Genomic DNA, 15,114 nt, shown 5'->3' with positions numbered 1-15,114 from the left:
CCATCGGATTCGTAACGCCGTCACAGCGCCATGCGCGCCTGGACGCAGCGCTGCTACGCAAACGCACCGACGTGTATGAGGCGGCCAAGAAAAGGGTAAGTATCCGGGAATCCCCGTCTTCCGTTGATCACCTCGTTATGCGACCGTTGCGGTTGGACGATCACACGAAGGTCAAGCGATGGGCGTTGAAATCAACGAATCTGCAGCGGCGCGGTATTACCGGCATGGCGAGCCATTTTGGCGCGAGCTGATTGCGCGGCAGGAGCAGTCGGGCATGGGCGTGCGTAAATTTTGCGCGGCAAACGGGGTCGCTCCCAGCACTTTCCATAAACGACGCGCGATGCTGCGCGAGGACAATGCAGGCAGCGCGCTCGCGTCGCTGTCCACGCCGGACGCGATGTTCATCGCGGTGGCTGAGGTGCGCGATGAGATGTCCCGCGCATCGCGAACCCGGCGCCCACTGCTGGCAGAGGCGCCAGTGCCACGCGCGTCTACGGCCGACAGCGTCGTCGTTACCAGCGGCGGCATTCGCATCGAGATGACCGGCGCGCACGCAGACCGGATCGTGCGGCACCTGCTTGGCCGGATGACCGGTGTCGGATGCTGATCGGCGGCCATTGCCGCGCCTATGTATGTCGCGACCCGGTCGACATGCGCAACGGCATTGACGGCCTGTCGTACCTGGTCGAGCCGGTGCTTGCCCAACACCCGATGTCCGGTCACCTGTTCGTGTTTGTAGCGCGTGATCGCCACAAGGTCAAGATTTTGTACTGGGACCGCACCGGCTTTGCGCTCTGGTACAAACGGCTCGAACGCGGCCGCTTTCCATCCCCCGGCGCCCTGGCGCAACGCGGCCTGACGCTGGCCGAACTGCATGCGTGGCTCGATGGCATCGACATCCCGCCGGTGCAGCCGCATGCCGCGCTGACTGGCGCGCAGATCGTATAAAAAAATCTCTCTTTTTTACTCGATCCTGTAAACGCCTGGCAGCCTTATACGTTGCATGTACATGCTCGCGCCCCTGCACATTGCCGACCTGCCTGACGACCTCGCCGCGGTCCGGTCGATCGCGCTGGCGCAACACCAGATTGCCCGTCAGCTGTGGGAACAGCTCGAAATCGTCAAGCATCAACTGGCCCAGTTCGTACGGGCACGCTTCGGGGCCAGCGCCGAGCAACTGGGTGGACAGGCCGACCTGTTTGTCGATACCGTCACCTTACCCGTTCCACCAATCGCACCGGCCACGTCGGTAACAAGCCACGTCCGACGAGGCCGGCCGGCACTGCCCAAAGACCTGCCGCGCGAGCGTATCGAATACGATTTGACCGATGCCGAGAAAGCCGAATTCGATGGGCTCGAGCGCATCGGTGTCGAGGTCTCGGAAACACTCGATTACACCCCCGCCAGACTGACCGTCATCGAGCATGCCCGTATCAAATATGCGTGCCGCAAGGACGGTGAATCGACAATACGCACCGCCTTTGCACAACCTTCTCCCTTACCCAAGTCGAACGCCAGCGCTGGACTATTGGCGCAAATCGGCGTGGCCACCTTCGTCGATCATATGCCGCTGCACCGGCAGGCAATCGCCTTTGCGCGCAAGGGAATCGTGCTGGCCGAATCAACCTTGTGTGACTGGAAGCTGAGGACTGCCGAGTTGCTCGAAACGCTGCTGCCGGCGCTCAAGCGCCACATCCTGGCAGCCCCCCGCGTGCACTCGGACGACACCACGCTGCCGGTACGGCAGGCCGGCCGCAGCAGTACCAGGACAGCGCGATTATGGGGCTACCTCGGTGCCGGACAGCGGCAGGAGAATGGGCTGTGGGTCGACTATCCGCCGGCAGTCATGTTTGAATTCGCACTCTCGCGTGAAGCGATCCATCCGCTGACGTTCTTTGCCGGTTACCGGGGCTACCTGCATACCGATGCCTACAGCGGCTACCAGGCACTGTACCGAAGCGGCCGGGTCATCGAAGTCGGCTGCTGGGCGCATTGCCGTCGCCGCTTCTTTGAGATTGCGAAGATACAGAAGACGCCGGGCTTGGCTGCCCAGGCGCTGACATGGATCGCCAATCTGTATGCGATCGAAGCCAGCATCAGGCACCTGGACCCGCTGCGCAAGCATGCCGCGCGTTTGCAGCACAGTGTGCCGCTGCTGACAGACCTGCGGCGCTGGCTCGAAGGCCATTTCCCGCAGCTGTTGCCGCAGTCGCCACTGGCCCAGGCGTTCGGCTATGCCTTGCGCAACTGGGATGCGCTGGCGCGCTTCACCGAGGACGGCGTTCTGCTGCCGGACAACAATGCCATGGAGCGCGCCATCAGGCCCATTGCGGTGGGACGCTCGAACTATCTGTTCGCTGGCTCGGCACGTGGCGGCAATGCGGCCGCCACCATGTACTCGCTGCTGGGCACGGCCAGATTGAACGGCATCAATCCGTGGCTATGGCTGAAAGACACGCTGATGCGGCTGCCGGCCCATCGTTCAAGCCGGCTCGCCGAATTGTTGCCACTGACGAGGCCCACTGATTCATGAAACAGTCAGCGTCCAGTAAAATGCGGCCATGGATTCCCGCCTTCTCGACATGCTGCGCCACGCTCCCAGCATTGATCTCTACGAGCTTAACCTGATCGTCAATCAGCTACTGGCCGATCCTGCCCGCATCCTCGAAGTACGCCGTCAGTTGCATCAGGGTGCGACAGTCAACTTCTTCGATCATCGCATCAACGCACTCGCTCCAGGGCGCGTGATCGAGCTGCGCCAGAAAGACCTTCGCATCCAGGATGAGCGCACACGTACGCAATGGATCCTGCCCTATACTGCCGTGCTGATTGGCCCCGCCCAGCAAGGTGCGCCATCGACACCCGTACCACCGGCGCAGGCACCGATACCGCCGAGCGCATTCAACCTCGGCGACACCGTGACCTTCACCGACAAATACCTGCATGAGCGCGTGGGCACGGTCATCCGGATCAATACCAAAACCTTGTCCGTGCAGTGCGACGACAGCACATGGCGTGTCACACCACGAATCCTTCGCAAATTGATCGACGTTTAAGCACACGGCATAACGACAGCCATCGGTCTAGACGGGTTGCTCGGGTAGTTACAGAAAAGGCATCCCCAGCGCTGGAGCGGTGCCACACGGAACTGGAAACCCGTTCTGATTGTGCACCTGAATCCAGAAAAATCTGCCGCAAGTAATGCGGATCGAAAGGAGCATCACCCAGAACTCAAAACGGCAGCGTAATTTGAACAAATTGGGCGACAACTAGCTTGAAAATTTCCGTAAGAGGCGTTCGACCCATAGCGATCGTCTGCCGATACAAACCGCCAATATGCGCGCTCCCAACAAGGGTTTATTCGCTGCATCTCCGTGATGAGTTCTTTCGCCAGCGAGATCACTACCGGTGTAGCGCCATCAAAATCCATGCTCGGTTCTCCTTGAAGGTTGCCAATGACAGCTTCGGGCCGATCCACGGCTGACATCATCGTCGCAATGTCCCGAAACAGTCTTCGCAAGAAAGACAGCATCGCAGTCACGCTAGCGTTGCACGCTCAGTAGACTGCCCGATTCTGCTATCTCGACCAAAGCTAGCGCCTGCCTTATCACAAGCAGCCCCGCCCGGTAAAACGCTGCCTCAGAGGAGGCAACGTCATGGACGATGACTTCGTTAATCCACACGCTTGCTGTGAGCGGAAATTCGGGAAAATCGCAGGCAAGTCCATTTTGAAGTCCGTTCAAAATCGCCTCGGCGTATTCGGCGGGCGGCTCAACCTTGAAGTGGATTCCAGGAACTTGGTTGTAATGAAATTGCACTCTCAACCCTGCCGACTGGAATCGACCTCCCAAGTGCATGCTGAAAAATGCGAAGTGTTCGACTTCTCCCGGATGATTTCTTGGCATGTAAAAGTTTTAAAGAATCGATGTTGATTGGAGTTGACGGGCCGCTTTTGGCCGATAGCAGCCCTTTTCTATCCTCTGTATCCCGACAAATCCAGACGCTCGACAACGATTGGCTTAGCACTGTTGAAGCCCCATACGGTCGGCGATAGCGCAGCAGCAGCGAAGTCATAGTTGGCCTCGCTGCCCTCAAGCCGATACAGCCAACATTCTGGATTTGCCCCACGATTGCTCCGTGCCATACAGATACGGCGATCCGTCGGAATAGCCGGTTCAGCGCGGATCCAGCATCGCAAGACGCCGCTTAGCGAACGCGTATTCGCGAAACTCGATGATGTTGGTATTGACCGCTTTCTGGAAGTATTCCTTGGCCTGCAGCACATCACCGTCGGCCAGGAAGCGCTCACCGGCAAAATAATAGGCTTCACACAGGCGGGACGCATCCTTGCCGTCTCCCTTCGCCTTGGCGATGGTCTGGTCAAGCGTTGATTTGCCCAGCAGCCAATCGACAACGGGACGCGGCCAGTCGGCCGAACCGTCAGGCGACCGCTGGTAGGTTGCCAGCGCTGCAGCCGTGTCCGCGCCCGTGTGACGCGTTGCGAGGTAAAGCCATACCAACGCATAGCCGCGCTCAACCTCCGCGCGCTTGGCAAGCAAGCTGTTCCAGACTGTCGCGGCGCCGTGATAATCTTCCTTGAAATAACGCGCGGTGGCCAGCGACAACAGTGCGGTCGAGTCACCTGGCAGCAGCTTCAATGCGCGTTCGGCCAACTCCACCGCCTGTGCATCTTCCGCGTTCAAGGTCGCGTTGGCCGCTGCCTCGGACAGCACCACGGCATTGTCTTGTGCCAGGCTGACCGCCTCCTTGAAGTCTGCTGCCGCCAGCTTGACCTTGTCGATTTGGTCGCGCTGTACGCCACGCTTTGCAAGTGCTACTGCCCGGTGCGCCGGTGTGAGCATTCCGCTGTCGAGTTCGGCGCTGAGGATGACCTCGCGCACCTGGCTTTCAGCCTGAATCCGTGTCGTGGGGCGTGTCGCCCGGGGACCATTTGCCATGGTTTTATCAAGCTCTTTCAAGGCGACCATCAGGCGGTCCTTGTCGGCCAAGGTTAGCGGCGGGAATGAAATGAGGAGGTTCGTGCGAGGGCGGGTCTTAACCAGAGCTGCCTGGTAAGCGCTCCACTGTGCCGCAGCAACCATGGGCTTGTCGACCTGCAGGTTCGCGCTGATGGCTGCGCGCCGCGCCGTTGCTTCGTAGGTCGTCCTCAAGGTAAAAAAGTCGTTTGCTTCTAGAAATGGCTGGCTCTCCTGCGCCTTCAAAATGTCGGCGGGCAGCTCGACGACGACGGAATGCTTGTAATTTCCCGGGAAGGCATGGCGATAAGGTTGCGTACGGGTCGTCTCGGATGGGCTGCGCAACATTTGATAGACATTCCAGAGCAGGAATTCGCCCTGGAGCACCCGTTCCTCGGGAAACCGCCAGAAATCGGGCAACGTGAACTGTTGCACGATGGTCAGCGCATTCGCTCCCGGCTCTTCGATCGCTTGCAATGCGGCTGCGTCCTGCAGTTTCGGATAAAGGCGCGTGTAGGGCTCGCGCTGGAGGGCCTCCGACTGCGCCTGTGGTAACGCTGCACGGCCCGCGCGAATATATTCCGCCATGACACCATAGTAGGTAATACGCGATTCCAGGACGGGCGGCATGTCCAGGCGCGCCACGCGCAGCACATCCTGCACATCGATCCTAAGCTCGTTGTCGGCGCTTGGCAGATCCACCAGGAGCGGGCTGTCGGACCGCAGCACCAGCCCTTTGCCCAGTCCAGTAGACTGGCGCAATGCGAGCCCACCCGTCTGGAAATTGCGCGTGCCATCAAGCCAGTAGACCTTGTCGTCGAGCCTGACGCGCGCGATCACATGATCGAATGCCAAGGGACTTGGTAGCAGTCGCTGGAGGTCCTCCTGGAAAGTCATGGACACCAGTACCGGCTCGGCATCGATGCCGAGTTCACGCAGCAGCGCGATCAGGAGCGACACCTTGTCCTTGCAATCCCCGAACCGCTGCTCGAGCACCTTCGCGGGAAGTGCCGGCCGATGACTGCTTTGCCCGAGTTCGGTACCAAAGTAACGGATGTCGCGCTGTACGAAGGTTAGCGCGGCTAGCAGCTTCTCTTGTGGCGTCGCCGCGCCCCTGCTAATTGCGTCGGCTTCTCGGTGAACGGCTGGCGCGGCGATCAGCGCCGGCGAAAACAACTTGCTTCCCCAGCGGCCGACGTCGGACCAGTCGCTGAATTCGCTCACCTGGACCATCGTGTCGATTGCGGCGCTTGGCGGCATCTCCGGTTCATTTTGCCATTGGGCAACGCCCGAGCGTACGAAGCGGGCATCGCGTAATCCATCGTGCACGGTGGTGGTACCGGTGACCAGCGCGCCGGGTTGGATCGTGATGACCCGGTCGGCTGGTGCCAGTACCCGAAAATGGAAGAGTGCGGCAGGGCCTTTTTGCACCAGCATCCATTCGGTCGCCGCGGCGCGGCCGTCGAAGACCGGATTGCTGCCCTGGATCGAATAATCAAAATCGATCCGATCACCGATCCGCACATCGTCGAGGACGATCGAGGCAGTCACACGGCCGTTATAGGCACGGGCGTCGAGCTGGGTCTCGCGCTGAAGAAGCTGGATTTTCTGGCGGTTCAGCTTGTCGATGAGTGCCGTCCCACGCAGGATGCTGATGTGATGCATCGTCAGTTTCTGGTAGGCCGGATCGAATTCCATTTCGATCTGGGCGGCAGGCCCCATGCCTGCTGACTCGTCAATGACCCGGACCTGGCGGAAATAGGTAGTCGCGCTCGGACCCTCGATACGCATCTGGGAATCGACGAGTTCGTAGTGCATCGCCGAACGCGCCAGGGCGGGCGCAGCCACCGGGGCAGGTGCGACAACCCATGCGGGCACCGGTGCGGTCGCATAGGTGAAGCCGACGGGGGTGTTCGCCATTGTTGAAGCGACAGGCGCGGCGGCGTCACCTTTCACCGTTGCGGCGCTGGCCAACGAACCGTGGATGCCGAGCGCTAGCAGGAAAAAAACGACGACCTTGTTTGGCATGAAGTCAATCCGGAAAAGCCGTGATGTCCGCGGCGACCAGAATGATGCTGACATAAAAGTGTCAATCGAGCAATTTTTATCGATGTTCGCTTGGTTACGCTTGGCGTCGAGGCGGCATGGAAGACGACGCTAGCGGATAGCTTCCAATTGGACACACGGCATTGCGCTCGCGATGCCATGACGGCTTGAGCGGGACAGCATCAAGAAGACCGATCGCTTGGTTACGACCTGGAAAAAAGAGGTTTTTCGCGCGGATATCGGGTCAACGGTTTACCTGTGGAGATCAACGGCGTTGCCAAAGGATGCCAAGTCCTGGAATGCCAACGCCTGGCGTTAATTCTGGAAAACTCGCTACTGAAATGCCTAAAATAACGGCGCAACTCGAATATCTTGATGAAACCTTGATGAGGGTGACGCCCGCAATTTTCGCTGCTGGAATCGACTTGAACGAGGACAAGAATGGCCATACCAGCCATCTCGTTATCACGACGGTCGAGCGGCAGGCGTTGATTCGGACCCTTAAGCGGTCGTTCGGCGCAAAACTGAACGACAAAAATCAAAATTACAATGTGGTCTCAGCCGTGGTTCTCTTGTCTTATCTGCAGAACAAAGGCTTCAAATCCTCCGACGAGCCTTGGTAGCGGCCGGCTGGCGCGCGCCGCTACAGTGACGGAGCGCCCCGGCGCGTCATCACAGGCGATCGCGTTCCCCCTTCCTTCGACCGCTGGCCTATACTGTGCATCCATACAGTAATATTTCGCCAAATCATGCCCTCCTCTCCGCGTCCCGTCACCGCCACCTCGGCAACCCTGGGATTTTTCCAGTGTGCCGTCCCGGCTGGCTTCCCCTCCCCGGCCGCCGACCACACCCAGAAGCGCATCGACCTGAACGAACACCTGCTGCTCAACAAGGATGCCACCTTCCTGTTCCGGGTCACCGGCGAGTCGATGCGCAATATCGACATCTTCGATGGCGACACCATCCTGGTCGACCGCTCCCTCACGCCGCGGCACGGCCACATCGTGCTGGCGATCGTGGATGAGGAGTTCACCGTCAAGCGGCTGCACCAACGCGACGGCGTCGTTCGCCTGCTGGCCGAGAATCCGGCCTACGCCTCACTGGAGTTCAAGGACGGCCAGGAGCTCCGGGTTTGGGGCGTGGTGACCTGCGGGTTGCGCAAACTCCTCAACGCCTGATTGGCGCCGGCAATGAATACGGCACCACGCAGCATCGCCCTGGTCGACTGCAACAACTTCTACTGCAGCTGCGAGCGCGTGTTCCGCCCCGACCTCGAAACCACGCCCGTCCTGGTGCTCAGCAACAACGATGGCGCCGTGGTGGCCCGCTCCAACGAGACCAAGGCCCTCGGCGTGAAGATGGGGGAGCCCTGGTTCAAGGTGAAGGAGCTGGCGAAGAAGCATGGCATCGTCGCGTTTTCGTCGAATTACGCCTTGTATGCCTGCCTCAGCAACCGGGTCATGCAGATGCTCTCCGACTTCTCGCCCGTCCAGGAGGTCTATTCGATCGACGAATCCTTCCTCGATCTCACCGGGTTCACCGACGTCACCGAGCGCGCCTACCGGATCCGCAAGACCGTCCTGCAAAACACGGGAATCACCGTCTGTGTCGGCATCGCTTCCTCGAAGACCCTGGCCAAGCTGGCCAATCACGTGGCCAAGAAGCACCCGAACTCCCGCGGCGTGTTCGATTTCAATCGGCTGTCGGTGCGCCAGGTCGACAGCGTCCTGTCCAATCTTGAAATCGGGGAGGTCTGGGGGATCGGTCGCAAGCTCAACGCCTCGCTGAACCACGACGGCATCGAGACCGTCCTGCAGCTGCGCGACGCCGATGCGCCGCGTCTGCGGGCCAGGTACGACGTGGTCATGGCCAAGACGATCCGCGAGCTGCGCGGGGAGCCATGCATCGAGCTCGAGGAAGTGGCGCCGGCAAAGCAGCAGATCGTTTGCAGCCGATCGTTCGGCCAGTGTGTCACGGACATCGATGATCTTCAGGAAGCCCTGACGCATTTCATGGGCAATGCCGCCGGGAAGCTGCGGGCCCAGAAGTCGGTTGCCAGCATGGTGCAGGTCTTCATCCTGACGGACCGGTTCCGGGCGGAGGATCCGCAGTATTGCCCGAGCGTGTCCCTGCCCTTGATCACGGCAACGGCCGACACGTTGACCCTCTGCTCGTGGGCGGCGGCCGGCCTGCGCTCGATCTTCAAGGCGGGGTTCCGGTACAAGAAGGCCGGGGTGATCTTGAGCGAGTTCGGTCCCGAAGGCATGGGCCAGGCCGACCTGTTCGCGCCGCGTGACGAGCCCGATCGCCTGGCGTTGATGGCGACGCTGGACGGGTTGAACGCACGGTTCGGGAGAGGCACCGTGAAGGTCTCTGGGGAAAGGCCCAGCGGGCGCTGGAAGATGACGTCGGACCGGAAATCGCCCGCCTACACGACGAACTGGGATGAGATCGCTCGCTGCAGATAATGTGGCATAACTGTGCCCCCGCTGTGCGAAGGTGATCAACTGGCGCAGGCAATGGCACCAGCACCGCGAAGCGATTTCACCTCACACAGCCACCGCTCAAATTGATAAAGCCGTGGCCAAGCCGAAAACCCGCATTACCAACGCCAACAAGTTGCCCGGCAGCATGGCAATCTCAACAAGGTGCACCACCTCAAGCATCGGGTAAACATAGGCGTGACTGCGAAGGGATTCAAACATCGGGCTGGGAATGGTTTACTCAGCGGGAGGCAGACCGGCCTGAAACCATGTCAGCCAATTTTTCCGCCAGCATGAGGGTTGGCAAATTTGTGTTGGCCTAGGTGATCTGCGGCATCACCGACGCGTCCGCCGCACGCAGGTTGCGCAGGCCGTAAACTGTGAACGCCGCGTCCACCGCCGCATCGGCGCCCAGCCCCATTCGACAAGTTCACACCGGGTGCCATTCACTTCCAACGGTCGCCCGAATAGCGACCATTAGGGCGGCATTCAATGTGGCATGGGCCCGGGGGGGAGATTTCACCATGTAACAAATCTGCCAACGGAGACCTGACCCCCGGCTTGCTTATGTTCCGCACTGATGCGTCGAGCTGTAGAAAAAAACCTCGGAGACCTTGTGCAAATTAACCACTATCCGCCAGCAGCGCTAAAAAATCTTGTTCACTCGCCGTCAGCCCCGCCCTGCGCTTGGTCGCGCCTGCTGAAGCTTTACGACTTCCAGTTTCGCCCGCAAGTAACGCCAACACCCGCGGATGCACATATGATTTTCGGCATACCGCTAGCGTGTTGCCGAGCAGCTCAGCTACTTCAGTCAGCAGGCGGTTCGCCTGAGCCGCGGTGGGCTGTAGCTGCTCTGCTTCTCCAAGCTTGCGCCACAGCTGCAACGCCAGCACGCTGCCGTGCCAGGTGCGGAAGTCTTTGGCGGTAAATTTTCCTTTGCAAGCCGCCTCTAGGTAATCATTGACATCCGTTGAGCCGACGCTTTGCACCTCACCTTTATCATCTGCATAGTGGAACAATTCCTGCCCGGGCAGCGCCTGGCAGCGGCGCACAATGCGTGCGATACGCGGATCCGCAAGCGTTACATCGTGCTGGACGCCGCTTTTACCGCGAAAGCGCAGGCGCAACTGGCTGCCTTGAATATCGACATGGCGTTTGCGCAGCGTGGTCAAGCCAAAAGAGCCATTGCTGCGGGCGTATTCGTCGTTGCCCACCCGCACTAACGTTGTGTCGAGCAAGCGCGCTATCGCGGCTAAAACGGTACCGCGCTGGACGTCTGCTCCTGTATGAGCAGCCAGGTCGCGTTTGACTTTGGCCCGAATGCTCGGCAACGCTGCAGCGAATTCGGTCAGGCGGTCAAACTTAGTTTCACTTTTGGATCGTCGCCAATCGGCGTGATAGCGGTACTGTTTGCGGCCACGTGCATCACGCCCCGTTGCTTGAATATGGCCTCGCGGGTCTGGGCAAATCCAGACCGCGGTATAGGCCGGCGGAATCGCCAGCTTCTGAATCCGCGCAATATGTTTGGCGTCGCGCAGCTGTTGGCCATCTGCCTGCCGATAAACAAAACTTTTTCCGCGCTTTGTACGGGTAAAGCCAGGCGTTTGGTCGCTGGCATACAGCAAGCCCTCGGGCATGTCGACGGATTGCAAGGCAGAACCGGGCTTCATGCTTGCCAAGTTACCTCAACATTTACCCCAGCGCAAGGCGCCACTGCGTTGCGGTTGCTGCGATTGCTTCGACGTGGGCCGCGAGTGTGTTGGCGGGCAGACGCGCATGTGGTTTGCGGAATTTAGTATGTTGTGTGTTAACGATTACTTCGGATTTACCGAGCATTTTCATGCTCGGCTTACCCGCAGAATCGTCGTTCTCGACAGTAACTCTGCTAAATTTCCTGGCTGGCATGCCAGGTCAATCACAGACAATGATTTTAGAGAAATTTGGGAATGCGGACAATATCTTGGACTACTTTGGATGCAGTCCATGTATTCGTTCGAAGAGCGCCTGCGGGCGGCGAAGCTGTACATCAAGCTTGGGAAACGGCCGAAGGCGGTTATTTGCCAGCTGGGTTATCCGACGAAGGATTCCCTGAAGGCCTGGCATGAGGTCTTCAAAAACGGTGGTGATTTACACGCGAGTTATGCAGCGCGCAGATCGCGATCTCGCGTCGTCAGAAGTACGGTGGCGACAACACGAGCCTGATGCGAGGCATTTAGCTTGCATAAGTGGCGCGGCATACAGACACCGGTCGAATGGCGCGGTTAACCTTTTCCCTCCATGTCCTCAGGTCATCATCAATACAAGCAATGACCGTTCCAAAAAAAACCGCCAAGTCGGCGATCGTGCAGGGTCCACCCGTATCGCCACAGCCCGCTGCAGCAGGGCCGCGCCCCGGTTTCGTAAGGGTGCGCGGTGCGCGCGAACATAATCTCGCGCATGTCGATGTCGACATCCCGCGCGACGCCCTGGTGGTATTCACCGGCGTATCCGGCTCGGGCAAGTCGTCCTTGGCCTTCGGTACCCTGTATGCGGAGGCGCAGCGGCGCTACCTGGAATCCGTGTCGCCCTATGCCCGTCGCCTTTTTCATCAGATGGCCGTGCCGGAAGTCGACCTGATCGATGGGCTGCCGCCGGCAGTGGCATTGCAGCAGCAGCGCGGCTCCCCCACCACCCGCTCTTCGGTTGGCAGCGTCACCACCCTGTCGAACCTGCTGCGCATGCTCTATTCGCGTGCCGGCGATTATCCGCCGCACCAGGCGCTGCTTTACGCAGAATCGTTTTCCCCGAATACGCCCGAGGGCGCCTGCACCCAATGCCATGGCCTCGGCCGCGTTTATGAAGTCACCGAACGCTCGATGGTGCCGGACGATTCACTGACCATCCGCGAGCGCGCTATTGCGGCATGGCCGACCGCCTGGCATGGCCAGAATCTGCGCGAAATCCTCATGACGCTTGGCTACGATGTCGATACGCCGTGGCGCGATCTGCCGAAAAAGGACCGTGACTGGATCTTGTTTACGGACGAGCAGCCGACTGTACCGGTGTACGCCGGTTTCAATGCTGCCGAAATACAAGCTGCCTTAAAACGCAAGATGGCGCCGAGCTACCAGGGCACCTTTACCGGCGTGCGCAAGTACGTGCTGCAGACCTTTGCCAGTACCCAAAGCGCATTGATGAAGAAGCGAGTGGCGCGCTACATGGTCGGCGCCGACTGCGCGTTGTGCGGCGGCAAACGCCTGCAGCAGGCGGCGCTGAGCGTGCGGTTTGCGGGGTTAGATATTGCCGACATGTCACGCCTGCCGCTCAAGCGCCTGGCAACCCTGCTGCAGCCGCATACCGATGGCAGCGCGCACGTCAATATCCGGCAAGCACGCAAACACCCGGAAAAAGTGTTGGTCACGCAGCGCATTACACGCGACCTGGCCGAACGCATCGCCGTACTGCTCGATCTCGGGCTGGGCTACCTAACGCTCGAACGCAGTACGCCGACGCTTTCCCCCGGGGAGTTGCAGCGCCTGCGGCTGGCAACCCAGATACGCTCGAACCTGTTCGGGTTCGTCTATGTCCTCGACGAACCTTCCGCCGGACTGCATCCGGCCGACACCGAAGCGTTGCTGCGGGCCCTGACACGGCTCAAGGCGGCGGGCAATTCGCTGTTCGTGGTGGAGCACGACCTGGATGTGGTGCGTCAGGCTGACTGGATCGTCGATGTCGGCCCCGGTGCCGGCGAACGGGGTGGCAACGTGCTCTACAGCGGTGTGCCGGCCGGCTTGGCGCAGGTTGAGGCGTCGGTCACTCGGCGCTACCTGTTCGCACCGCCCTGCCTAAGGCATCGCCAGCCGCGGACACCGCGCGCCTGGCTGCGCCTGGCCGGCGTCACCCGCAACAATCTGAAGCAGGTCGACGCTTCCTTTCCGATCGGTGTGCTTACCTCTGTCACCGGCATCTCCGGCTCGGGAAAATCAACCCTGGTCAGCCAAGCGCTAGTCGAGCTGACCGCCGCTTGCCTCGGTCAGGCAGCAGCGAGCGCTGATATTGACGCTGTGGACGACGCTTCGGACCTTGGCCAACCGGTGGGCGGCACAACTGGCGGCCGCGTGGTCAGCGGCATGGAGCACATCCGCCGTCTGGTGCGCGTGGATCAAAAGCCGATCGGACGCACGCCGCGCTCGAACCTGGCCACCTACACCGGTCTTTTCGATCATGTGCGCAAGCTGTTTGCCTCGACCAAGGCGGCACGCGCAAAACGATTCGATGCCGGCCGGTTTTCCTTCAATGTCGCCAGAGGTCGCTGCGCTACCTGCGAAGGGGAAGGACACGTCATGGTCGAGCTGCTGTTTTTGCCCAGCGTGTACACGCCCTGTCCAGCTTGCCATGGGGCCCGCTACAACGACGCGACGCTGGCGATTCGCTACCGGGAACGGACGATCGCAGATGTGCTGCGCATGACGGTCGATAACGCATGGGAGTTCTTCGACGGCGAGTTGCTGCTGCAAAGGCCGCTGACGGTGTTGCGCGAGGTCGGGCTCGGCTACCTGCGGCTTGGACAATCGGCCACTGAACTGTCCGGCGGGGAGGCACAGCGGGTCAAGCTGGCAACCGAACTGCAACGACCGCAGCGCGGCGACACCCTTTATATTCTCGACGAACCGACCACCGGTCTGCACCCGGCCGACGTCGAACGCCTGATCGCGCAACTCGACACGTTGGTCGATGCCGGCAATACCGTCGTCGTCGTGGAACACGACATGCAGGTGGTTGCGGCGAGCGATTGGGTGATCGACGTCGGACCCGGCGCGGGCGATGAGGGTGGCCAATTGGTGGCTTCTGGCACGCCTGACAAAGTCGCCGCAGATTGCTGCAGCCGCACGGCGCCTTATCTGGCAAGCATACTGGTGGCGGCGTGAAACACTGCTGCGCTGTGAGGAAAACGCCTTACGCGTGGTCGTGACCGAAGCGATTGCCATCCGGCGGCGTGAAAAACGGTCGTCGATCAGTTGCACTGCGCTGCGCCTGTGGGCGGATCATGCAAACACGTTAACTTAGGCACCTGCTGTTGGCCGGGAAGTGTATGGGTCACGAGGGCGTATTTACCAGACGCCAATTGAACCTCCGTTACCGTTTGGTTCAGGCCCGACGACCAGGATGACGATCTGGCGCACCCGGCCCGGGAAGGTCGCCTTGGCCTTCATCGACAGTGTCAGGTCGCGGATCGTTTTAACAATCGTAGGCCCGTCCAGCCAACGATTCCACGGCCCCATCAGGGGGATTTGAAATTCCGGGCAGGTAAGTTAGACACGCCGTCATTTTCTCGCACGTTTACTTCGTTTTTTAGGTACTTTTACCTCGTGTGACGACGGCTTTTGGCACCGACCCGTTTTTGACCGAAGGGGGGTGAGGACAACACTCGTACGGCTTTGAGGAAGTCCATGATTTCTGGGAGCAGGTCAGTCGCGGAGTCATTACATGCGCGTATCGCCGCCATTTTTTTGCCTTCCTAGGACAAAGTTTCCCTAGGGAAACGCGGAACAAATCGAATTCCGCCTGTTCGACGGCGTAGCGCGGATTTTTTGTTCGCGTTACGTCGAACGTTTGCGATTTTTCCTGTG

General features: G+C 60.1%; 13 protein-coding genes and 2 pseudogenes. 10 read left to right on the top strand and 5 right to left on the bottom strand.

Features of this window, described 5'->3' with window-relative positions:
• The 5 genes and pseudogenes from RCH09_RS18605 to RCH09_RS18585 all read left to right on the top strand — a co-directional run.
• A pseudogene (locus RCH09_RS18605) lies at positions 1-251 on the top strand (hypothetical protein); the annotation flags it as partial.
• The gene (gene tnpA, locus RCH09_RS18600) at positions 179-607 is read left to right on the top strand and encodes an IS66 family insertion sequence element accessory protein TnpA (protein ID WP_326942643.1); all 429 of its coding nucleotides are present in this window, start codon (positions 179-181) and stop codon (positions 605-607) included. The pseudogene RCH09_RS18605 and the gene tnpA, both read left to right, overlap by 73 nt.
• Positions 601-948, top strand: a complete 348-nt coding sequence (gene tnpB / locus RCH09_RS18595; protein WP_326942642.1) for an IS66 family insertion sequence element accessory protein TnpB — start codon at positions 601-603, stop codon at positions 946-948. Before tnpA ends, tnpB begins: the two co-directional genes overlap by 7 nt.
• Before the next feature lie 61 nt (positions 949-1,009).
• A complete protein-coding gene (tnpC, locus tag RCH09_RS18590) occupies positions 1,010-2,533 on the top strand; it encodes an IS66 family transposase (protein WP_326942641.1) in 1,524 nt (507 codons plus the stop codon).
• 49 nt (positions 2,534-2,582) lie between these two features.
• Positions 2,583-3,056: a hypothetical protein gene (locus tag RCH09_RS18585; RefSeq protein WP_326942640.1), complete on the top strand. Its 474-nt coding sequence runs from the start codon at positions 2,583-2,585 to the stop codon at positions 3,054-3,056.
• A gap of 486 nt (positions 3,057-3,542) precedes the next feature.
• Here RCH09_RS18585 and RCH09_RS18580 read toward each other — a convergent pair whose 3' ends face one another.
• Both RCH09_RS18580 and RCH09_RS18575 read right to left on the bottom strand, forming a co-directional pair.
• Positions 3,543-3,905, bottom strand: coding sequence for a hypothetical protein (locus RCH09_RS18580; protein WP_326942639.1), 363 nt, complete (start codon positions 3,903-3,905; stop codon positions 3,543-3,545).
• Positions 3,906-4,175: 270 nt separating this feature from the next.
• Positions 4,176-7,004, bottom strand: a complete 2,829-nt coding sequence (locus RCH09_RS18575) for a DUF3857 domain-containing protein (protein ID WP_326942638.1) — start codon at positions 7,002-7,004, stop codon at positions 4,176-4,178.
• 317 nt (positions 7,005-7,321) lie between these two features.
• Between RCH09_RS18575 and RCH09_RS18570 the strand changes: the two genes are divergently transcribed.
• The 3 genes from RCH09_RS18570 to RCH09_RS18560 all read left to right on the top strand — a co-directional run bounded on the left by RCH09_RS18570 (position 7,322) and on the right by RCH09_RS18560 (position 9,490).
• On the top strand, positions 7,322-7,645 hold the full coding sequence (locus tag RCH09_RS18570) for a hypothetical protein (RefSeq protein ID WP_326942637.1): 324 nt from the start codon (positions 7,322-7,324) through the stop codon (positions 7,643-7,645).
• A 126-nt stretch (positions 7,646-7,771) separates the two neighbouring features.
• The gene (locus RCH09_RS18565; RefSeq protein WP_326942636.1) at positions 7,772-8,200 is read left to right on the top strand and encodes a LexA family protein; all 429 of its coding nucleotides are present in this window, start codon (positions 7,772-7,774) and stop codon (positions 8,198-8,200) included.
• Positions 8,201-8,212: 12 nt separating this feature from the next.
• A complete protein-coding gene (locus RCH09_RS18560; RefSeq protein WP_326942635.1) occupies positions 8,213-9,490 on the top strand; it encodes a Y-family DNA polymerase in 1,278 nt (425 codons plus the stop codon).
• Positions 9,491-9,586: 96 nt separating this feature from the next.
• Here the strand turns inward: RCH09_RS18560 and RCH09_RS18555 are convergent, their stop codons facing one another.
• The 3 genes from RCH09_RS18555 to RCH09_RS18545 all read right to left on the bottom strand — a co-directional run bounded on the left by RCH09_RS18555 (position 9,587) and on the right by RCH09_RS18545 (position 11,175).
• Positions 9,587-9,727: a hypothetical protein gene (locus RCH09_RS18555; RefSeq protein ID WP_326942634.1), complete on the bottom strand. Its 141-nt coding sequence runs from the start codon at positions 9,725-9,727 to the stop codon at positions 9,587-9,589.
• Positions 9,728-9,824: 97 nt separating this feature from the next.
• A complete protein-coding gene (locus RCH09_RS18550; protein ID WP_326942633.1) occupies positions 9,825-9,926 on the bottom strand; it encodes a GMC oxidoreductase in 102 nt (33 codons plus the stop codon).
• Between the two features lie 202 nt (positions 9,927-10,128).
• Positions 10,129-11,175, bottom strand: coding sequence for a DNA topoisomerase IB (locus tag RCH09_RS18545; protein WP_326942632.1), 1,047 nt, complete (start codon positions 11,173-11,175; stop codon positions 10,129-10,131).
• 313 nt (positions 11,176-11,488) lie between these two features.
• Between RCH09_RS18545 and RCH09_RS19750 the strand changes: the two are divergent.
• Both RCH09_RS19750 and RCH09_RS18535 read left to right on the top strand, forming a co-directional pair.
• Positions 11,489-11,647: pseudogene (locus RCH09_RS19750) on the top strand (IS3 family transposase); the annotation flags it as partial.
• A 164-nt stretch (positions 11,648-11,811) separates the two neighbouring features.
• Positions 11,812-14,412 carry an excinuclease ABC subunit UvrA gene (locus tag RCH09_RS18535; protein ID WP_326942631.1) on the top strand — a complete coding sequence of 867 codons (2,601 nt, stop codon included), beginning with the start codon at positions 11,812-11,814 and terminating at the stop codon, positions 14,410-14,412.
• Positions 14,413-15,114 lie beyond the last annotated feature (702 nt).

Origin of the sequence: Actimicrobium sp. GrIS 1.19, from assembly GCF_035984655.1 — a bacterium.
Lineage (GTDB): Bacteria > Pseudomonadota > Gammaproteobacteria > Burkholderiales > Burkholderiaceae_D > Actimicrobium.
Note: the sequence above shows the minus strand (reverse complement) of the source record. Positions and strands in the feature narration are given on the sequence as shown.